The sequence below is a fragment of the Arthrobacter bambusae genome, from assembly GCF_030812595.1.
Taxonomy (GTDB): domain Bacteria; phylum Actinomycetota; class Actinomycetes; order Actinomycetales; family Micrococcaceae; genus Arthrobacter; species Arthrobacter bambusae_B.
In genome coordinates this window covers 69,604-90,925 of record NZ_JAUSSZ010000008.1, presented here as the reverse complement: position 1 = coordinate 90,925, position 21,322 = coordinate 69,604, and the positions used below count along the sequence as shown (strand labels likewise).

Sequence of the window (21,322 nt, the reverse complement as noted above, 5' to 3'; positions counted from 1 at the left end):
AGCCGCCTGGAAGCTGCCCGGCAGAAAGCATCCCGGACTCTTCAACCGCAAGACCGCAGGATCATGACGCCACGAAGTGCTCAGAGCTGGCCGGCCGGGTCGGCCCGGCACAGCAAGGAGCGGGCGACACACACGCCAACGGTAGGGGACCGATTCGTTTCGGTGCCCGGATTCTCCAGATACCGGAAGCTTGAGCCCTCAGGGAAAGGAGAGACTTGGGCGGACCCATATGCTCGAAGGCCCGCGTCTTGGATTCCTTTGGTGGTGTTGGCCAGCCAGCAAACGTCGCGGAACTCATCCAAGGTCGGCTCGTCGTCGGCCGGCCAAAAGACGCGGTCCCGCCAACGTCTCGACGGTCAGCAGGCTGTCGGCAAAGCGTTCTCGTGACAACGCGGAGCCGCGGGCCTCAGCGGTCTACCTGCGCCCAGGTGATGTCGTGAACCGTAATAGACAACATTCCCATGCTCAGCACGTCACTCCGGTTCACGGCCAAGGCAAAGGAATCAGACCAAGCGGACGGCCGCTCGCCTGCTTTCCTCTCCTATTGCCCGGACGATCGCTCAACCGTTGCCACCACGATTCCCACGGCGTCGATGACTGCCCCCGTGTACCTCAGCGAGGCAACCGGGTCGAACCGTTCATTGTCCCGGTCCGACATGCAAACGAACGTACTCCAGCGGGCCTGAAGCTCGCGGAGTTCAACGGCCCCGACACTAACGGTTCCGCGGACTGTCCGGAGCGTCTCCCTGGGCTTGAGCGAAGCTGTCTTCATATAGACAAAACCCTGAGTCAAGCCGATCATGACGGCGCGCGCGGTTCAATGCCGCACCGGGAGGCAGCCTGAAACTTTCAACCGGCGCACCTCTGACGAGCCACCTGCCACCGCTTGATTATCAGGACAATGGCAGGGACGCAGGCCGGCGCTACACCAAATACAGGCAAACCATCGACCGGGAGTTTTTCGACCCGGTCCGCGCCATGACAACGACCGGTGATCTCCTGGCATCCGTCCGGGACACCGTCCTCGCCACAGACACATCGGAAGCCAGCGATGAGGAACCACTGCGCTGATCGATGTCCACCTTGCGGTATCCATCATCTGCAGCCTCCCATTCGGGGTGCTGTCCGTTTTTGCATCTCCCGCCGGCGCGCGTCAGGCATGATGACCGTGCTCCCAAGATGCACGCCAATACCCGAGGCCAAGCCATTGCGATGCAACCCGTCTTCCGATGTCTGGTGGGGCCGGAAAGAGCCCTCCTGCCCGGGCCTGAAATAGTTGACGCCAACAGGCGCATCCCCTCAACCCAGTCAAGAAGCCCTGCAACGTGGTGCGGCTCAGGGGGTAGTGGGCGGGATTGTTAGCGTTTGCTCAAGATTCCACTAAGAATCTGCTTTCGTGTCATGAAACGTAACCGTCGCCGGTGAAAGGGGCAAGGGAGTGATGGTTCACTCCCTCTTGTCACCGTGAGTGAACTCCCGATTTTTCGCAGTTCAAAGCTCGCGCCCAATTCCGAAGGATTCCTTTCATGTCTTCTGTGCCCATATCCGGTCAACCGGCAAAAAGTCCGCGAAAGCGCCCAGCAGCGCAGGGCCGCGCTCTGGCCTTGCTGGCGGCAGCCGCCGTTCTCGGAACGCCCGCGGTCTGCGCGGCCGCGTCCCCCACCGTTCAGGTCGTGTCTGTGACACCAGCTTCCCTGAGTGTGGACCCGCTGGCGGGCGCTGACGGGTTCACTGTCGTGACATTCGGGGACGCGAGCCTTGCCAACCACGAGCTTGAGGGATCCCTGGCGGCAGGGGGCAATATCGCCGTGACCTCCCCGAACCCCTACAACGTGATCCACAAGGCCGTATCCAACGGCAACTACACCCTGCCGGTCCTGGACGGGATCCCGGTCCGGGTGGTGGCCGCTGGACACTACGACCTGGGCGCCGGCGGCTTCCTGCGGGTCAGCTCTGGCGGCAGCACCGGACCTGCGACCGAGGGGCGCATGGTGTTCGGGGACACCTCGAACGCGGCGGTCATGCCCCGGGGCGCCGGAGTGTGCGTCCAAACCACTGCACAAGCCGGCTGCCAGTCGCCCGTCGCGGAACAGAGCGCCTTCACCGAAACGATCCAGCAGGCCACGAACCCCGGCGCCTACCGCGTCCTGGTAACAGCAGCCGGAGAGGCTTCCCTGCACGAGTGGAATGACACCATTGCCGCCGGCGGCCCCGCAGGGGCAACCCCGGTCACGACCTCCCCGACCAACGACGGACTCACACTCACCCTCACCCCCGGTGCAGTCAACGTCCTCAGCCTCGACGCCGGACAATTGCCGCAAGGCCCCTGGGTAATGCACTTCAGCGGCGCCGTCCCCTCGGCGGACACACCACTGATCATCAACCTCCGCGTGGCCGACGGAAGTCTCGTGCGCCTCCCGACCGAAGCAGCAGGAATGTACCCGAACGGACCCTCGGACAACGCTTTCGCCCCGTTCATGCTCTGGAACATCGACCAAACACCGGGATCCGCGGTCCAGCTCGCAACTAACGGGATTTCCCCGGGAAGCATCCTGGCCCCGAACAGCCACCTCACGGAACCAGCCACAATCCCCGGGACCGGGGAACAAAACAAAGGCCAGATCGAAGGCCAAATCGTCGCCGCCACGGCAGTGTTCAACAACCAAGGCGAACTGCATCACTACGCCTTCACCCCCCAACTGATACTGCACACGTCAGCAACGACACCCTCATCCACGGCCACGGTGACGCCATCCGCCACACCGACGGCCGCCGTCGCGACCCCCACCCCGACCCCTTCCGCCCACGGGACCACCGCGGGCCCCACAGCCCCTACGGCCACACCCTCACAGCCCGCCGTGGTCCTCCCGACCACGTCAGCGCAGCCGACCCCCGGAATCACGACGGCGACCCCGCACGCCGAGGGTCGGTCCGAGCAGCTCGCCTACACGGGAGCAGGAGTCGTTCCCGTGGCAGCCGCCGGTGCGGCAATCCTCGCGCTTGGCTGCGCGATGCTACTGGCCCGGCACCACAAAAAGACACACCACCACGGGTAGTGAACGGACCAGGATCCCCCGTCACAATCGAGTTTCCGTGTGATTCCTGACGACGACACAGGCCGGGCCGCTGTTGGCCTGCTGCTGCGTATCGCTTTTGAAGAATCCGACGCTCCCGGACGGCTCGCAGGACGAATGCGCCAGTTGATCGCTGAACTCGTGGAGAACAGGGGACAGGATGGCCCGGCAGAACTCGCCATCACGCCGGCATTTCGACCTCCTTGACTCCGTAGCCCACACAGTCGACCGCCGCGTTGAGGCCCCTCCTAAATCAATGATTGATTTCCGCCTCTTGGTCGACGCCGGCACACTCGCGTTGTTCATCTGCCCGGACGCTGGGTCATCACCCTCTACGGGTCGTGTTCGTGTGAGTCGCGATCAGTCGCCCTGCGGCCAGTGCTGTCAGGAATACCCCTTGGAATCCTTCACTCCGTCTCTCGCTGCCCGGAAGCAGGGACGGTAGTCCGCGTCACGAAAAGATCGCCGGTCGGTTGAACGAACCGTGCAGGATACCTGACAGTGCCTCCCCCGGAAGCCCCCCCTGGCTGCCGGGCGAAGCCCTGCACACCGGCACCGGGGGTGAGACCCGGGGGTGCTGGATGGGCGGTGCCCGGGAAGATTGAGACCTGGACGGGCACCGCCCAAAACACCCGAACAGATAAAGCCCGCCCTGGCGGAATCACCCCCACTTCTCGAAACACCATCACCCCCTGGCGGGGTGGATTCATTGATTCCCGGTGAGGCCGGGGACTGTCCCGGCCCAGACGGTTGAGAAAGGATGCTTCTTTGGCCATTTCCACACAGCCCGACAACGCGGAGCTTCGAAGCATTGAGCTGCGCAGTTCCCGCCCGATCGGCCAGTTGGGTCTGACAAACAGGACGGCCAACGCCCTTCAACGTCAGGGTGTTAACACCGTGGCCCAGCGGATCACACGTTCCCCCAGGGAACTAGCGATGGAAATCCGCGGGCTAGGTGAGAGCGGCTTCATGGACATCGAGGAAAAGCTCCACCGGCTTGGATTGGGCCTGGCAGCGAAACGCACCTACAGCTGCACAAAACCCGCATACCGCAGCGCGATCAACCACAACACCTGGATGAAACCCGTCCCGGAAGACGAGGCCGCGATGCACAATGAAACCTCCCCCTGCATAGGCGGTCACATCGTCGGTGGTGAACCATAGAGGCTCTTACCTTCATGATCGTCGTCTCGCTGCTCCTGGGCGGCGTCGCGTACTGCTTAGTGCAATACAGGAAGATGCAGTTCAGGAAACGCCGCGGCGCCCGTCTGGCTCATGTCATCGTGACCGGGACGTCGATGGACCTGCGGTTGCGCCGCGGAATCAGGACGCGGGGCTCCCAGGAAACCTGTCTGAAACGCGTGGTGACCAAAGCCCAGAATAGGCACACTGTGCAAAGCGCAATCCGGGCAACATCACGGTTTGCAGGCAAGACCGTTAAACCCTTACGCAAAAACTTCTCGGCCACGCATTTTTGTGCTGGCGCGAGGCCACAGCCAGAAAGAGGTTTGAGGATGACTGCACGATTCGAGGTCTACACAGACGCGAATGACAACTTCAGGTTCCGCCTTGTCACCGGCGAAGGCGCCACGCTCCTCAGCTCGATCGCATTTGAGAACGAAGACGACGCCATTGCGGGGATATGGTCCGCCCGCGACTCCGCGGGCACCGCGCGCATCGTCGACCTCACCGGAACTCTCACGGCCAACCGGTAGGAGGCTTGTGTCAGCAGCGCCTTAGCCTGAATCCACCGGTTGGCCTGAGCCAGAGGACCCGATCTTGGCGGGTTCCGGCTTCCGGCCGGTGGATTGCCGACCCTACCGGAGCGCCCGCGCTCGGGACCCGCCGTGATAGACCCGGGCACCGACGAGAAGTTTCGCGGCGGAAGCAACGAGCGTGAACAGCCAAGCGTCGCATTTGTGTTCGAAAAGCATGCCTCAAGTTAAGGCATCTGCAAGGGACGTCCTCCAGCGGTTTCGCCACCGCGAGGTGATGTAAGGACGCATAGACGCCGACACGCTCTTGCTCATGGCGCCTGCCTATGAGCTTTGAGCTCGGCGTGGTCTGGGCAGTTTCGGGTTGCTGTGACTAACGACATACCAAGAATGGACCAAAATTTTGGTTTTCGCGTCATAAAAACCGGCTGCGTCGGGTGAACAGGGCAGGGGAAGTGGTGGGGCACTCCCGGTTTCCTTTTGGTCTCAGGGATAGCAGACGGGCGAACAAGCAATGCACATAGTTGAATACATTCCATCGGGGGAGGGGCAGGCCTTTTCCTCCGGGGGTCCATCGAACACGGTCCACGATGGCGCACCGTTTGCTGTGCCAACACCGGCGCGGCCGGCGGGCCGGGTGGGTCCGGAATCGGGGCTGATCGACGCCGTCCGGGCGGGGGAGCCGGGGTCGATGGCGGTGCTGTACGAGCGGTACCGGGAGTCGGGGCTGAGGTTCATCAGCAGTCTGATGTCGGGTTCCCAGGAGGCTGAGGATGTGTTTCATGAGGCCTTCGCCAAGGCAGTGGTCGCGATCCGGAACGGGCGCGGTCCCACCGACGTGTTCGGCGCCTACTTGAACACGTCCATCCGCTCGGTAACGGCGACCTTCTGGATGAAGCAAAAGCGCGAGCAGCCCGTGACCGACGATGATCTGGACCCAGGATCGTTCGAGGACCCTGGACTTGAAACCGCGCTGTCGTTGTTCGAACACGAGCAGATTGTGGTCGCGATGCGGTCGTTGCCCGAGCGGTGGCGTGTTGTGCTCTGGCATGCCGAAGTGCTGGGAGAGCCGCCGCGGGATATTGCCCCGTTGATGGGCATCGGCGCGAACGCTGTCTCTGCACTACTGATCCGGGCCCGTGCAGGGCTCCGTGCAGCCTACGAACAACAAACCCGGGACGGACAGCCCGGTCCACCTGAACACGAACCACTGACCCAGGAACGGGGAACACAACAATGATCGAGGACACCACCGACGCCGGCCAAACAACAGGCCCCGGTCCCGAGGTCGCGATCGTCGACGCCGGGGCAATGCAGGACCTAACCGAGAAGTACACCGAATACCGGCGCAACCTGGCCAAGGCGTTTTTCGACCCGGTCCACGCTCTGACCCTGACCGGCGAAGTTCTGGCCTCCGTGAGGGAGATCGTTATCAACCAACACCACCGGCACCCCTGAAATCACTCCTGGGTAGGCACCGCAATGATCGACATCCACCTTCTGGTCTATGCCGGCACCCTTACCGTGTTCATTGGCTGGGCATTTGTCGTCGGGATCCTGTGCGTGCTGGCCTTCGCTGCCCAGGCAACAGTGGCAGGCATCACCAAGGAGCGCAGGACCCACCAACCTCAACCCGAGTACGCCGATGACGTGCACGGCGGCAGCTGCTCGGTGACCTCGCTGACCCCGGGGAATGGGAAGAGGCAGCGGTGCCTGTCACTGATGATTCAACCGTGCCGGGCACGCCCAGGCGGGGGAGAACCGCACCGGCTCCCGGCTCCCGGCGTCCTGCCTGGCGGCGGCTGGTCCAGCACAGCTAGGCCTCCCAATGCCCCTGTCAGGAGGGTCGTGCAGAGAGGCCGGCGAGGGCTGCCGTGGCCATTTTCCTGCTCCAGGCCTTCTTTGCGGAAGCGTGCGCCGCCCAGGAACCCGAAAATGACGGCCGGTGCGTAGATCCACTAGGCAACGGCAAGCAATGCAGGGTCGAGGCTAGTAAGAGTCGGCGGGTGGGAGCAACCACACACCTCATAAGAGCAAGGACCGGGTGCTGTGACTTCAACCAATGCCACAAACACCCGGTCCCTTCAATATGTAATTACCTACGACCGAAAACGATCGCTCACTCAGATCCGTGTCTCTTGCCTCGCCGGGCGGCCATGAACGCGATCGCGATACCCGCGAGCAATGCTATGCCGGCCCAGATGGCCACCGGCCCGACACCACCGGCACCGGTGTAAGCCAACGATTCCATATCGCCCGCATGCGGATTTACACTCGCCGAAACCGGCGAGGCTGAACCAGCTGACGGGGCCGGGTTCGCCGGAGCAGGGCTCGCGGGTGTCCCGGTGTTGGCGGTCGCGGGGGTGTTGATGTTCAAGGAGGCGGTGATGTCCGTGGCTGCGAATCCGGCTGGGCTGTAGTGGAACACGCCGTTGCCCGCACCGAGGGTCACACCGGCAGGTGCGGCCGGGTCGACTGTCACCGTGGGATTAAACCGTTCCAGGATGCCCGGGCTCCAGCCAAGGGAGTTATAGGTCGCCGCGCAGGTCAAGGTGTGGCCGGCGTTGGATACCGCACATCCACTCACCACGATGTTTGATAGCCCCCAGGTCGAGCCGTTATCGGCGGAATACTGTGCGGGCACGCTCGCCTGTGCCGGGAACGTGGCGTTCCCGGGTGCGGTGAACACTACCGTGTCACCGGCACCGCCACTGCCATAACCATTGCCGGACGTGTTTTTCACCGTCCAGGGCACCACGCCGGACTGACCCGGAGCAATCGTCACTGCGGACGGAACATCCACCACACCAGAGACACGTGCGGGGGTGTTGATGTTCAAGGAGGCGGTGATGTCCGTGGCTGCGAATCCGGCTGGGCTGTAGTGGAACACGCCGTTGCCCGCACCGAGGGTCACACCGGCAGGTGCGGCCGGGTCGACTGTCACCGTGGGATTAAACCGTTCCAGGATGCCCGGGCTCCAGCCAAGGGAGTTATAGGTCGCCGCGCAGGTCAAGGTGTGGCCGGCGTTGGATACCGCACATCCACTCACCACGATGTTTGATAGCCCCCAGGTCGAGCCGTTATCGGCGGAATACTGTGCGGGCACGCTCGCCTGTGCCGGGAACGTGGCGTTCCCGGGTGCGGTGAACACTACCGTGTCACCGGCACCGCCACTGCCATAACCATTGCCGGACGTGTTTTTCACCGTCCAGGGCACCACGCCGGACTGACCCGGAGCAATCGTCACTACGGACGGAACATCCACCACACCAGAGACAGGGTTCCCTGCCGCGTTGGCCGCCGCCGTGCCCGAGAGCAACAGCCCGGCACCAAGGATCGCTACTGTCGCGAATCTCAAGTTATTGAATCTCAAAAAGCCACCTCTTCTTCCATCAATTAGAGATCTAACGAAAATCTGGACGTCCTACTTAAAAGCTCCTTCAGGACCCGAGGCCACGCGTTCGCCGGAGCGGTCGTGGCGTCCCTGGCGGTGCGGTTTCCCGGGACCATGTCGGTGGTGCGCAGTCTTCGGCGCAGAAGGGAACCTTAATGAGGAGCCTTTGTTGTTTGCACTCTTCTGGATCCACCCGCACAATGTCATCCATCTCCCCTACGTACGGGGAGCCCGCGAACGCACGTGAAGGGCGGGACCTCGCAGACCCCGCCCTTCATCGCCATGACTCCGCCGATCCCGCACTGTGGAACCAACGCGAATCCTCTACAGGAACCAGTGATTAAAACCGCCCGAATCGGTAATCGTGACGCGACCTTCCACCCGAAAGACGTCAGCCAAAGCCACGGTGGAACCTGGAGGCGTCAAATCGCGACATTGGTGGTCTTCTACCGCAACACCCTAGGGCCGACCTTTCATCGCGTGGCAAGATCGAGTCTGAACTACTACCTGCCCCAGGGAGCGCCGCGCCGCTCACCCTCCTCTGTGGCAAGAGGACGGTCCCTTCCGGCGAGGGGGCTCGTTTCAGCGGCCGGTCCCATGTGGAGGTGGCACCGGCCGCTGAACCCTTTGGACGGAAAAGGGGCGCAGGCGGCCTCAATTGGGGGTCCCGTACTGACGTTCAAGGTGCTCGGATGGGTTTCGCTGGCCTGGCTGTTAGCCGGCTGGCAGGATTGTGGATCCCAGGACACAGTGGACCTCGCCGGGGGCTTTGCCCAGGTCCGTGGCAACTGACCAGTCAGCAGGTTTTCCAGCCGTGAAGTCCGTGATGGTTTGGGATGCTTGGGCCAGCACTGAGGACGTTTTGGGGTCGACCCAGCTCACCGATACCTTGACTACTCCCTTTGCGTCCGCAGGGAGCGTGACTGTGCCGGTTGCCGAGACTTTGCCTTCCTTAGTGTTACAGGACTTCATGTTGGTGCTGTTGATGATTCCTGTTCCGGGGTTCGACGCGACTTTATTCCCTGACCCGGGGTCCTGGGTAGTTACGGCTCCGGCCGTTGATGTGCCAGGACCGGAGGGGTTTCCGTCACCGCCGCCACAGCCGGCCACGGCCAGGGTAAGCAGGACCATCGGGGCCATTTTGATAATCAATGGTTTCATCGGAAGAGTACAGCGCTTTCGTTTGTGCGAGACGGGAAAGGGGGGCGGCCTGGCCCGCAAGTGCATCTAAACCTGCGGGCCAAACCGTTAGTGGCGCGAACGCCTCCTCTTGCTTGCGACCAGGAAGAACGTTCCGCCTAGCAGGAGCACCAGTCCCAGCGGCAGACCCAACAGCCAGGCTCCCGTGTATGCCAGGTCCACCGGACCCGATGGCGATGGATCCGCAGCCAGCGGCGCGGTAGCCGGAGGTTCGGTAACCGGACCAGGCGGCACCTTCATGAACGGGGTGTCGGTGTTGGAGGGCGGGGTGTTGGTGCTCTTCCCGCCCGGGTCGGTGCCGGAGGCCAGCGCGGTGTTGGCCACGTGCCCGGCATCAATATCGGCCTGGGTGACCTGGTAGGTGGCGGTGGCGGTGACGCTCTGGCCCGGCAGCAGGGTCCCTGCGGTCCCGGGCCAGGTGTAGACCAGGGCCGAGAGTCCCGCCAGGTTATCCGTGATCCCCACATTGGTCAGGGTCACGTTACCGGTGTTCGTGGACGAGAAATGATAGGTGATCACGTTCCCGGCCTTCGCCGGGGAACCCACCGCCGAAGCATCAGCGGTCTTCGTAAACGACTGTCCCGGGGCCGGGGGCAACGGGGTGTCGGTGTTGGAGGGCGGGGTGTTGGTGGTCTTCCCGCCCGGGTCGGTGCCGGAGGCCAGCGCGGTGTTGGCCACGTGCCCGGCATCAATATCGGCCTGGGTGAGGTGGTAGGTGGCGGTGGCGGTGACGCTCTGGCCTGGCAGCAGGGTCCCTGCGGTCCCGGGCCAGGTGTAGACCAGGGCCGAGAGTCCCGCCAGGTTATCGGTGATCCCTACATTGGTCAGGGTCACGTTACCGGTGTTCGTGGACGAGAAATGATAGGTGATCACGTCCCCGACCTTCGCCGGGGAACCCACCGCCGAAGCATCAGCGGTCTTCGTAAACGACTGTCCCGGGGCCGGGGGCAGCGGGGTGTCGGTGTTGGAGGGCGGGGTGTTGGTGCTCTTCCCGCCCGGGTCGGTACCGGAGGCCAGCGCGGTGTTGGCCACGTGCCCGGCATCAATGTCGGCCTGGGTGAGGTGGTAGGTGGCGGTGGCGGTGACGCTCTGGCCTGGCAGCAGGGTCCCTGCGGTCCCGGGCCAGGTGTAGACCAGGGCCGAGAGTCCCGCCAGGTTATCCGTGATCCCCACATTGGTCAGGGTCACGTTGCCGGTGTTCGTGGACGAGAAATGATAGGTGATCACGTCCCCGGCCTTCGCCGGGGAACCCACCGCCGAAGCATCAGCGGTCTTCGTAAACGACTGTCCCGGGGTCTGTGTTGCCGGCACAGCCGCACTCGAAGGAGGCGAGGTGACAGCCGGCCCTGCCGGCGGGGTGCCGGTCGCGGTGGCGGTGTTGTTGATCTTGCCCGCGTCCACGTCCGCCTGGGTCACGACGTAAGTCGCCGCGCAGGTGACCTGCGCCCCCGGAGCCAGCGACGCCGCACCCGCGGGGCAGGTGAGGGCCGGTGCCGTGCCCGAGCCGGTGAACGCGGTCTCGGCGGCCGAAACATTGGCCAGTGTCACGTTACCGGTATTCGTCACGACGAGGCTGTAATGCAGGGTCTCGCCCACACTCAACGCCGTCTCCGCCACACTCTTGACCAGCGCGATTCCGGGAACCTGGACCGGGACAGTGACGGTGCACGCGGAGTCGGTGCTGCCTGTCGGGCAGTTGCTGGCCCCTGGCGGGGTGACGACGGTGTTCTTCAGTACCTTGTCACCGGTATCGGGGGTGTTGACTGTCATCGAGTAATTGATGGTGATGGTTTGCCCGGGCATGATGCTCGCCGCGGACCATGTAAGCGTGTTTCCTGTAACGGTGGGCGTTCCGCCCGCGGACGCCGCAGCGTCGTTGTTGTAGGTGGCGTCGTCCAGCACGCTGGAGAGGTCATCGCTGATCGAGGGGTTCAGGGACGGGGCGGCGCTGGTGGCCGGTTCGGTCACTGTCACCGTGTAGTGGACCACGGTACCGGTGGTGACCATCGCTCCGGCATCGGAGGTTTTGGTCACGGTGTAGGGGGCGGGTACGACGAAACCGGCCGGGTCGCTGGTGGTCAGTGCCGGACCGGTTGGCGGCGTCACCGAGGCTGAGGCGGTGTTCACCGTGGTTCCGACGCCGGCGGTGAGCTGGCAGTTGAAGACCTGGGTTGCTGCCGGCGCGAGGCTGGCGATGGTCCCCCCACAGGCCGGAGCCTTCGGGTCCGACACTGTGATGTTGCTCAGTGTCCCGGTGCCCTTGTTCGTGGCAATCACTTCAAACGGGACCGTATCTCCCGCAGCGTATTGCGGATACTGCGCCACTGTGTTGGCGTCCAGCCACGACGGGTTGGTTGCCGGGTCGGACGGGTTCGGATTGCCGCCCTTCACAAGGACATACTTCTTCAGATCCAGGGCGTAACAGTTACCGATGGTCGTCGTCGCGGACGAGAGCATCGGCAACGCGGTGTGCCCGGCGATGCTGTTTGCGGAGTTCACCAGGATCTGTCCTGGCTTGTTGTCCGTGGCGGCCGGTGCCGTGCAACTCGTGCCTGCGGGCGTGGTGAACGCGATGCGGATGTTCTGGCTGGCTCCCGGCGCCAGGGCCGGGCCGATGATCCGCACGGCGGTCGGATTCGCCGGCTTCACCGTTGTCCACCCGGCGGTGTTCCCGGTGATGCTTCCCGGGGTACCGCCATTGGAAGGATCCCGCGGATCGTTATTCAACGATCCCGCGGCGGCGGTGCTGTAGTACACGGTGGCTCCGGCAACGGCCGTTACGCCCGTGACCGTGTAGGCGCCGTCGATCGTGGTGCCGCGGCCATCGGCCTTGCTCGGCAGGATATCGATCGTGTCCGTGTACGGGTTGTTCACCGGGTCCTGGGAATTGACGACCAGGTCCCAGGCCGAGGAGTCCCCGTAGAAGGAGAGCGTGTTCGCCTCGACCGACTTGCCCAGGTTGGTTGCGCCGTTGTTCGGAACCGTCACATTCGCCGTCGCCTGCCGGGCAGAGACCGGGCGGTTATCGCCGGGTACGTCGACCTGTGCAGTGTTTGTCAGCACCGTGCCGGGCGCGACCGAACTGTTCGCGGGGATCTGGGCCTGGTATGTGATCGGCTGAGGGGTGTTCGCGGTCACGTTCGTGAAGGTGTAGCTGAGTATCTGCAGGCCGGAACTGTTCGTCGAGATGACTGGCGTGGGCGTGCCGGATCCGGCCACGTAGCTCATGCCGGCCGGGAGGGTGTCCGTGACGGTGAAGGTCTGGTTCGGCGGGCTCTGCACGGCAAGATCTGCCTCGGCCGTCAGGTTGTAGGTCACTGGCGCGCCCGGCTGCGCCGTCGTGCTCGGCGTCGACTTCGTGATCACGCCGGTCGGGCCCTGAATACGCATCGCGTCGCGGAAGCCGTTGGTGTTCGGTCCATAGACGCTGCCCGGGATGACGGCCGTGACAGCGGGGCTGGTGCTGACGTTGATGTAGTTGTTCAGCTTCGGCCAGGTCGGCCCGAACACGAGCGCGGGGTCGGAGGGCATGTTGAAGGCGCCGACGGTCCACGACTCCGCACCGATCGGCGCCGTTGGGGGCACATAGCCCCACACTCGTAGAAAGTGATGCACCTGCTTGTCCACGGCCGGGTTCCACGTCATCTTCACCGCCGTCACACCAGCGGGGAGGGTAATGAGGCACTGATCATCGGAATATGCCGGGGAAACCAGCGCCGTTAGGCTGGCGCAGCCAGCGGGAAAGGGTGCAGCGATCCAAGGGCTGCCGGCGACGCCGACAGGCTCGCCGCAGGTCTCCGTCTTGGTGTTGAGGGCGTCCGTGCGGTACCAGACGTGCGCCGTTGTCATCTTGGAATAGTTGGCTCCGCCATCGGCCGCGAGAACGTCCACGTACCTCGCGGTGAACGCGGTAGGGTTCTGAACCATGCTGCACGATCCGGCCAGATCCGCGCCGCCCGGGCCGGTGTAGCCGGACCAAGACCAGGCAACGCTGTCGGCCAGGCTGGCTAGCGGCTGGTCGTTGATCGAGTATGGGCCCGGATTGGTCGACGTTCCCGCGGCGGGCCAAGGGAGGGTCTTGTTCTGGGCCGAGCCCGGAGCAGCGAATAGGTTCGCATCCCACGGTGAACGGCCGACCGTCGGGCCGCCCTGCCAACTGTCCGAGAAAATCCCCGGAACAATGAGGGTCGTGCTCGAGACGTCGTTGCTGGCATTGGTTTCCGGCTGCGTGACCCCGTCAACGAACGTGAACGGGGTCGGGGTCCCCGTGAAGGTCACTCCGGTATTCTGCGTGACCGGCGCGGTATAGCTGAAGCTGAGCTTGCCGGAGGCGATGAATTCCGTCGTGGACGGGATCGCGTTGCCGAGGCTGTCTTTGGCCGGCACGTGCTGCATCGAGTAGTCCAGACCGCTCACGGTGATCGTGTAATGAGTGCCGCTGCCGCTGATCGTGCATGTCGGCGCGTTTGTGCGGTCGGCGAAGGTCGAGGCGGAGTAGGGGATCCCGAGCGCCGTCCCCGAGTTGTCGACCGGGGTGCAGCCCTCCCACTGCAAACCGGGCAGCTGGTTGGCAGGTGAGACAGCGATGTCAACGCTGAAGGTATACGTCGACGGGCCGGGGATACTGCCAGCTGTCATAGCGATGCCGTAGTCGACGGCGATGGTCTGACGGTTGCCGCCGGAGCGACTGGCCATGGTGATCTGCTGGTCGCTGGCGGCACTAATCACCAGATCCATACCGTGGCCGCCGGTGATCGGCAGCCCGGGGGTCGTCGCGGGCGCCGTCGGGGCGGTGGCCGAGTCCGAGGTGGCGGTTCCCGACACGGACACCTTCGAGCCGACCGGACCGGTGGCGCGCACGGGCGCCTGAATCACCGAAGCCGTACCCTCCTTCACGGTCCCGATGTTGCAGACCAGGGTCGAACCGTTGGCGGAGATCGAGGAGACCGGGGTGACGCCGCTCGTCTTGCAGGCGGCAGGGATGCTGGCAAAAACGCCATTGGTCGCAGTGAGGGTAACCCGCACATTATTGACCGGATTGTTGGCCTGCGGATTCGTGGCGTCGTTGGTGCTGATGTGCCATTCCGACATCACAGCTGACCCGAACGGCGCCGTCGTCGGATTCCCCACCCAGTTCGCGGCGATCTCATGCACCGCAACCGAAGCGGCTTTCGCTGGGATCGCCGCCCCCAGACCAAGGATCGAGGCGACAAGGGCCGTTGCAAGAACTCCCGCGAGAACCCGTAGCCCTCTGGCCGGTGCGATGAAACGTCGCAAAAGGCTCTTGATACCAGTGCGGCGGTGTCCCCGCCGCCCACGCAACTCGTTGGATTCGGTGCCCATGCTAGTTCCCCTCGTCTGCTCCCACGCATTTTTCGGACCGGTCAGCTGCGGTAGCTCTGTAAGGAGCCTGCGGCCACATGCCGAACCAGCACACCGGCAAGGATGCACGCCGGGCGGTGAAAATTCGGTCAGTACATGCAATAAACGGCCCGTAACCGGAATCGTGACGCGGAAATCTGGGCAGGGCCGGGACCGGCCGGGGAGTTGATCCGGCACAGCTAAGCGCCGGCGCGGACATTTACGCTCTAAGCCCTCGCGTCACGAAACGGCCGACGGCCGGTTGGATGTGTGTGCAGGCAAGCTTGGTTCTCCAGGCCAGCGTCCGGCGGCCACCCCCAGGCCAAAGGACGGGCGCCCCGCATAGCGTAAGCGGACGTGATACACCCGCGAAGCTCCCCCAAAGAGGCGGTACCTGGCGGAAAGTGCGTTCAGCCGGGTACCGCCTTTCTGCGTCCCGACCCGCGGGCCCGATCGGGATGCCGGTTGGGGTGCGGTTCCCGCCTCAGGGAATCGAGCGTTCCCTTGTTCCTATAAGGCGGTGGTTCTGGCTCTGCCGGTGCTTGAACGCAGGATGAGGCTAATCGGATACGTGGTTGCTATGCCCGGGTCGGCGGGTTCAAGTCCGAGTGCCTGGAGGACGAGCCTGCCTGCAGTGGCTCCCTGTGCCCTCACGTCCTGAGCGATGGTGGTCAGGTCGAGGAGTTCGGCCATGGGGTGGTCGTCGATCCCGATGACGGAGATGTCCTCTGGTACGCGGTGCCCGCGGTTGCGCAGGATGCGCAGCACGCCGAAGGCAAGTTCGTCGGCATGAGTGTACACAGCGGTGGGCGGTTCGGCTGCAGTGTCGAGGATGTCCCCGATGGCCTCGGCTGCGTCGGCGGGTACCAGTTCGACTTCCCGGACGAGATCCGGGTCCATTGGAAGGCCATGTTCGTTGAGTGCGTCCCGGTAGGCCTGGGCGCGGTCGCGGTCTGTGGACCAGTCCGGCTGGTCCGGGTTGCGCAGGGCGATCATGGCAATCCTGGTGTGTCCGAGGGAGAGCAGATGGTCCATGGCCAACCGTCCGGCAGCGTAGTCGTCGATCCCCACACTGGGGTAGGCATTCGAACGGGATCCGGCTGCGACGATCTTAGCGCCGATCTTCTCGAGCCTGGTCTGGTCCTCCTCGGTCACGGGGAACGCCACGATAACAACGGCGTCCACCTTCCGTCGCGCCGGGAGCTTGGTTAGGAACTCGCGTCGGTGCTGCTCATCGTCAACGTGGTAAAGAAGCACATCAAGGTTGGCCTGGGAGAGAACGCGCTCGATTCCGGAAGTGATCTGGCCGAAAAACCAGCGATCGAGGTGCGGAACGACCAAGGCTACCCGGCCAGTGGTCCCCGTGGCCAGCCGCCGCGCGTCCGGAGAAACAACGAAATCGAGGGCGTGGGCGGATTCGAGGACGCGTGCCCTGGTACCCACGGACACCCCGTAAGCGTTGTTCAGGGCCCGGGAGGCAGTTGAGAGGGAGACCCCCGCGCGCCGAGCAACATCGGCGAGGCTCGCCGCCGCATGAATAGTCACTCAGCGAGCATACAGCTGTATCCCCTTGACATCGGAAGCGCTTCCGATCAGAATTTCGGAAGCGCTTCCGAAATGGGGGCCGGGCTGGAAAACCTGCAGCCACATCGTCGGTCGTGGATCTGGGGAGGATGCAGTGGAGGCCCTGGACCAAGGACTTGTCGACGGTGCCCTCCGTAACCCCGAAGGGGAGATCGCAGACCAGCACGAAAACCTCGCCTCTGCGATGGAGGTTCTTCCGGAGCTCTGGCGCACCGTCCTTTGGCATGCCGAGGTGATGGGTGAATCCCCTTCCAGGATCGGCGCACTGACAGGCCTGCCACCCCAATCCGTCTCGGCCCTCCTCGTCCGTGCCCGGACGAGCCTGCGCGAAGCACACGCCGCCATCTCCGAACCCGTCACCGGGGCATTCATGAGCTGATCACCAAACTTGCGCAACGCGCACCGGAGACGCCCGAGAGCCGTGGCGGTTTTTCGGCGTGCTCAAGCAGGGTGGCGGCGATCCCGCGGCCGCGTGCCTGTGGTGCGACGGCCATGCGTTTGAGTTCGGCGGCTCCGTCGGGCAGTGGTGGATGGCGCAGCAGCCGATCGGCGATCCGCCGATTTCAGCGAGGATGAAGCCGATGCCGGGGTGAACGCGCAGTCCGCCGGTGCAGGGTTCGTCCTACCGCAATCCCGAAAAACGGGCGGATGCGTCCGACGGGTGACCCCGCAGCTCAGTCGTATGGGTGCTTGAGTGGCGTTTGGCGAAGTCGACGTGGGCCTGGTTGGGATTCGACTCACAAAGAAGGCGCGGTGACACGGACAGTGGCTCATGACGTTCTCAGATCCCATCATGGCGGTCGGAGGGGAAGGAAATCGGACTGCGGAAGCCCTGTAATAGTCGAAAGGATCTGGACTTGATGGGGTCCGCTTGTAGCCGTGGGCGGCTATGTCCCATATGGTGCCTGGATCGGGGCGCGGAGACCAGTGGGAGCCCCGTCCACATTCCGTGTTTTCCCTTGTCAGACGGTTTTGACGTCAGGTTGGGGTGTACGTCTGGCTTGCGCACCTCCCCCTGGACGTGGAGGAACCTGTGCCACGCGGGCATTACCGGCGGCACGGCAAGACCTCTTAGTTCGGTGGTACCCACCAAACTAAGAGGTCTTCCCGTAGCTAGTTGTCGATCAGCTCAGATGCGATCACCCGTCACTTCTGCATTCCAGGCTAACCAGCGAGGCCTTGGCTAGCTGTGCTTGGGGACACGGTCGCGGCAGTGAGGACGGCAGTCTCCCGCTCGCCCTGCTGCACCTCGTCGAGCTCCTTGAGGGTGTACGTTTTGGTCTCTTTGGCGGTGAGGGCTGAGATTCCTGCCAGGACCATGAACCCGAGCGCGACCATTGACGGCCCAACCCAATCTTTCAGATCGGGGCCAGCGAGTGCTGTCGAGAGAACGGGGCCGATCACGCCCGAGATGGCGAAGCCGATCTGGGTGCCGAGGGCGAGTCCGGAGACGCGCAGCCGGCCGGGGAACATCTCTGCGAAGAACGAGGGCCAGGACGCGTTAACCATTGAGTAGAAGAGGGAGTAGTTGATGATGCCAAACAGGAAGATCAGCGGCCAGTTGCCGGTCGTGATTGACCACAGGTAGGGCACCATTGTGATGCCTACGCCGCCCGTGGCGATGAGGAACATCGTTTTGCGGCCGATCTTGTCCACAAGGAATCCTGCCAGGGGCGTGATTCCGAGGGCGATCACTGCCGAGACGGTGGTCGTCAGGAGCATGGTCGGCTTATCCAGCTTGTATCCGGCGGTCCCGAATGCTACCGAGAAGGTTTGCATCATGTAGCTCGTACCGGCGATGAGCGCGCAGAATACGATCCGGAGCACCGCGCGCCAGTGGAAGCGCAGAAGATGCCTGAGGGGGGCAACGTTCACCTTGGCGGCCTCGAGCTTTACGAACTCGGGTGGCTCCTGGATGTGGCGGCGGATCAGGTATGCAGCAACGACGACGACGGCGGAGGCCCAGAACGGAAGCCGCCAACCCCAGGACAGCAACTGCGACGAGGGCATAGCGGCGATCGGGATGAAGACCAGCAGGGTGAGCAGCGTTCCTGAGGAGGAGCCCAACGTGGTGAAGCTTGCGAGGAAACCGCGACGGCCCTCGGAAGCGTGCTCCAGGCTCATGGTGATGGCGCTGGGTTGCTCGCCGGAAAGGCACAGTCCTTGGATGACGCGGATCAGCACGAGCAGGATCGGAGCAAGAGGACCGATTTGGGCGTACGTCGGCAGGCAGCCGATGAGGAACGTACAGCCGCCGATGCCGAACAGTGTGATCATCATGACGAACTTGCGCCCCCGGCGATCGCCCAGCGGCCCCAGGATGAGGGAGCCGAGGGGGCGTACCGCGTAGCCGACCGCGAAGGTGATCATGGCGAGCAGCACGCTGATGCCCTGGGGCAGCTCGGGGGAGAAGAAGAGGACGTTCAGGACCAACGCCGACGAGGTGCCGTACACCGCGAAGTCGTAGTACTCCAACGTCGTGCCGATCCAGGCCGCGACGGCGGCCCTGACCGGGGTCTTCCTGGGAAGTGTGGTTTCTGTCATTTCGTCTCCATTGGTGATGGGTGAACACCGGTTGCCGCTACACCTGGGCTCTCGGAAATAGATCTCAAGTGGAATATCCGGTTGGTCCTGCTGTGAGCTCTCTCGCAAGTCGTTTACGGCTTTGCGGACCGGCCCCAAACATCAAGTTAACGTTTGCGGTGTGCGTCACACAAAGTCCGCTTTTATGTACCTACATAGCGATTCGTTATGGACCTTTAACGGTGAGGGTTTGATGCGGGGCGACTATTTCCACGACGCCGAACCGCTTCCTCAACCAGTTCGGACATCCACGGTCGGTGTCCCCGGTGAAGCGCCATTCCCGTGGGCAGTCCCTCGACGGACGGGACGGAGTCGGCAATGTCGATGGTGATGCGGCCGTTGCCAAGCGGGGCGTTGGAGATGTGCAAGTCCCCGAAGGACTCGGGAAGGACGGGATCCAGCCAGACTCCACCGGCTGACACGACAGGGTCATAACGCATCAGGCTGGACACGATCTGGATGGGTGCCGTGGCTGCCCACGCTTGCGGCGAGCATGCCGTCGGGTACGGGACCGGAGTGGCCAGATGGTCACGGCTGAAGCCGCAGAACAATTCCGGGAGGCGGCCGTCGGAGAACTCTGCCGCGTCCATCATCCCGGTGGCGATTCGCTGCGCTTCTGCGACGAAACCGTACCGGAGGAGCCCGGCGACGATGATGGCGTTGTCGTGGGGCCAGACGGACCCGTTGTGGTAGCTGGCCGGGTTGTAGGCTCCCATGTTGCTGGCCAAGGTGCGTACGCCCCAGCCGCTGAACATTTCCGGGGACATCAGATGCGCGGCGACCTGCGGGGCTTTGTCCTCGTCTATCAGGCCTTGGAGCAGGCAGTGCCCCATGTTGGAGGCGCAGGCATCTACCTGCCGTTTCCTGCCGTCGAGGGCGATGGCGTAGTACCCGCGCTCGGGGATCCAGAACTGCTCGTTGAACTGCTTCTTTAGCCGCGCCGCGCGATCGGTGAGGCTGTCGCCCAAGGCCATGTCACCGGCGTCGTAGGCCAGCCATGCCCGTGATAGGTAGGCGACGTATACGTAGGCCTGGACTTCGCAGAGCGCGATTGGAGGCTCGGCCAGACTGCCGTCGGCAAAGTTGATGCCGTCCCAGGAGTCTTTCCATCCTTGGTTGATCAGTCCCTGGTCATTGAGCCGCTGATACTCAACGAAGCCGTCGCCGTCCTTGTCGCCGTAGTTCACGATCCAGTCCAGCGCGCGGTCGGCGTGGGGCAAGAGGGCCTTGATGGTGTCCGCAGCGAACCCCCAACGGCTCACGGCCCCAAGCACCATCAGAAACAGGGGAGTGGCGTCCACACTGCCGTAGTAGTTCGACTTGCCGCCCAGAGACAGGCCGCTGGAGACATCAAGCCGGACCTCGTGGAGGATCTTGCCGGGTTCCTCTTCCGTCATGGGGTCCACCACCGTGCCCTGGCGGTCGGCGAGGGTCTGGAGCGTGCCCAACGCCAGGGATGGGTCCACCGGCATGGCCATCACCGAGGCCCACAAGGAGTCCCTTCCGAACAGGGTCATGAACCAGGGTGCCCCGGCGGCTACGACAACGCGCTCCGGATGGTCGGGGTCCTCGATTCGAAGAGCGCCCAAGTCGTCATAACTGCGGCGCAGGGTCCGTTCCACCGAGCGGTTGGCCACCTGCAGCACGGGGATCTTCGCCACCCACTCCCGGTGGCGGCGGTCTCGGGGAGACAGGCTAGCCCCCTCGGAATGGGCGAAGGCCGGTGCCTGGACTCCATCGCCGGTGGGCAGAACGGTCAGGACTGTGCGCCATTGCCCATGAGCGGGTACCGACACCCGATATTGGATGGTGTTACCGGAAATGTCGGCGCCAGGTAGGTGGATAACGGTGCCTTTTCGGACGTCCTGCCAACTGCCCCGAATGGTGAGCATGCCGTCGTCGGCTTCTCGTCTTTCCTCCCACTGTCGCCGGATGCGTGCCTCCTTCACCTCGAAGAGGTCCGCATAGTCGGCACCTATTTCCAGGACGATGAGGCACTCGGCCGGTTCCTGGGAGTAGTTGTGGACGGTGAGCTGTTCTTGGAGGCCGGCCCCGACCTCCCGCAGCCGTTCCACGATAAGTGGGCTGTCCGCGTAGCCGTCGGACCGGGGAATCCGAGCTACAAACGTGGCACGGTACGGCTCCTTTATCTCCGCGGTGAGTGGTTCAAGCGCCTGTCCATCCACTGTCAGTCGCAAGATTGAAAGGATCCTGACGTCGGCCACGAAGAGGCCGTGCGGACGGTCGGCCTGAATATCCCCGTTGGATGCCGAAATGCAGAAGGATGAGCCCTCGACCAACGTCACGGAGCCAGCCCCTATCGGACCGGCAGCGGTATCCGCATTCCACCCCGCCATTTCTGGCCTCCTCCGCGACTTACCGAAGCGCCGAAAAGCAGACACCGTGCTTGC

15 protein-coding genes are annotated in these 21,322 nt (G+C 63.7%); 7 read left to right on the top strand and 8 right to left on the bottom strand.

Translation table 11 applies throughout. The annotated features are described in order from the left end of the window. Positions 1-541 precede the first annotated feature (541 nt). The gene (locus J2S96_RS12250) at positions 542-772 is read right to left on the bottom strand and encodes a hypothetical protein (protein ID WP_306863639.1); all 231 of its coding nucleotides are present in this window, start codon (positions 770-772) and stop codon (positions 542-544) included. A 754-nt stretch (positions 773-1,526) separates the two neighbouring features. Between J2S96_RS12250 and J2S96_RS12245 the strand changes: the two genes are divergently transcribed. From J2S96_RS12245 to J2S96_RS12220, 6 genes are all read left to right on the top strand, one after another. Then, entirely contained in the window at positions 1,527-3,056 is a 1,530-nt protein-coding gene (locus tag J2S96_RS12245) for a collagen-binding domain-containing protein (protein ID WP_306863635.1), read from the top strand. Positions 3,057-3,095: 39 nt separating this feature from the next. Next, complete coding sequence (locus tag J2S96_RS12240) at positions 3,096-3,281, top strand: hypothetical protein (RefSeq protein ID WP_306863633.1); 186 nt, start codon at positions 3,096-3,098, stop codon at positions 3,279-3,281. A gap of 561 nt (positions 3,282-3,842) precedes the next feature. Then, a complete protein-coding gene (locus J2S96_RS12235) occupies positions 3,843-4,238 on the top strand; it encodes a DNA-directed RNA polymerase subunit alpha C-terminal domain-containing protein (protein ID WP_306863629.1) in 396 nt (131 codons plus the stop codon). Positions 4,239-4,588: 350 nt separating this feature from the next. After that, positions 4,589-4,789: a YegP family protein gene (locus J2S96_RS12230; protein WP_306863626.1), complete on the top strand. Its 201-nt coding sequence runs from the start codon at positions 4,589-4,591 to the stop codon at positions 4,787-4,789. 607 nt (positions 4,790-5,396) lie between these two features. Beyond that, complete coding sequence (locus tag J2S96_RS12225; protein WP_306863624.1) at positions 5,397-6,029, top strand: RNA polymerase sigma factor; 633 nt, start codon at positions 5,397-5,399, stop codon at positions 6,027-6,029. Then, entirely contained in the window at positions 6,026-6,247 is a 222-nt protein-coding gene (locus tag J2S96_RS12220) for a hypothetical protein (protein WP_306863622.1), read from the top strand. Before J2S96_RS12225 ends, J2S96_RS12220 begins: the two co-directional genes overlap by 4 nt. 661 nt (positions 6,248-6,908) lie before the next feature. Here the strand turns inward: J2S96_RS12220 and J2S96_RS12215 are convergent. The 4 genes from J2S96_RS12215 to J2S96_RS12200 all read right to left on the bottom strand — a co-directional run bounded on the left by J2S96_RS12215 (position 6,909) and on the right by J2S96_RS12200 (position 16,289). Beyond that, positions 6,909-8,147: a hypothetical protein gene (locus J2S96_RS12215; RefSeq protein WP_306863620.1), complete on the bottom strand. Its 1,239-nt coding sequence runs from the start codon at positions 8,145-8,147 to the stop codon at positions 6,909-6,911. A gap of 750 nt (positions 8,148-8,897) precedes the next feature. Then, the gene (locus J2S96_RS12210; protein ID WP_306863617.1) at positions 8,898-9,344 is read right to left on the bottom strand and encodes a hypothetical protein; all 447 of its coding nucleotides are present in this window, start codon (positions 9,342-9,344) and stop codon (positions 8,898-8,900) included. An 87-nt stretch (positions 9,345-9,431) separates the two neighbouring features. Then, on the bottom strand, positions 9,432-14,726 hold the full coding sequence (locus J2S96_RS12205; RefSeq protein ID WP_306863614.1) for a beta strand repeat-containing protein: 5,295 nt from the start codon (positions 14,724-14,726) through the stop codon (positions 9,432-9,434). A 528-nt stretch (positions 14,727-15,254) separates the two neighbouring features. Further along, complete coding sequence (locus J2S96_RS12200; RefSeq protein ID WP_306863611.1) at positions 15,255-16,289, bottom strand: LacI family DNA-binding transcriptional regulator; 1,035 nt, start codon at positions 16,287-16,289, stop codon at positions 15,255-15,257. 133 nt (positions 16,290-16,422) lie between these two features. Between J2S96_RS12200 and J2S96_RS12195 the strand changes: the two genes are divergently transcribed. Next, on the top strand, positions 16,423-16,707 hold the full coding sequence (locus J2S96_RS12195; RefSeq protein ID WP_306863610.1) for a sigma factor-like helix-turn-helix DNA-binding protein: 285 nt from the start codon (positions 16,423-16,425) through the stop codon (positions 16,705-16,707). Here the strand turns inward: J2S96_RS12195 and J2S96_RS20215 are convergent. The 3 genes from J2S96_RS20215 to J2S96_RS12185 form a co-directional block, all read right to left on the bottom strand. Further along, the gene (locus J2S96_RS20215; protein ID WP_370873101.1) at positions 16,697-16,852 is read right to left on the bottom strand and encodes a GNAT family N-acetyltransferase; all 156 of its coding nucleotides are present in this window, start codon (positions 16,850-16,852) and stop codon (positions 16,697-16,699) included. The two genes, J2S96_RS12195 and J2S96_RS20215, sit on opposite strands and share 11 nt — an antisense overlap. Before the next feature lie 640 nt (positions 16,853-17,492). Continuing rightward, entirely contained in the window at positions 17,493-18,872 is a 1,380-nt protein-coding gene (locus tag J2S96_RS12190; protein ID WP_306863608.1) for an MFS transporter, read from the bottom strand. A gap of 215 nt (positions 18,873-19,087) precedes the next feature. Beyond that, the gene (locus tag J2S96_RS12185; protein ID WP_306863606.1) at positions 19,088-21,268 is read right to left on the bottom strand and encodes an amylo-alpha-1,6-glucosidase; all 2,181 of its coding nucleotides are present in this window, start codon (positions 21,266-21,268) and stop codon (positions 19,088-19,090) included. Positions 21,269-21,322 lie beyond the last annotated feature (54 nt).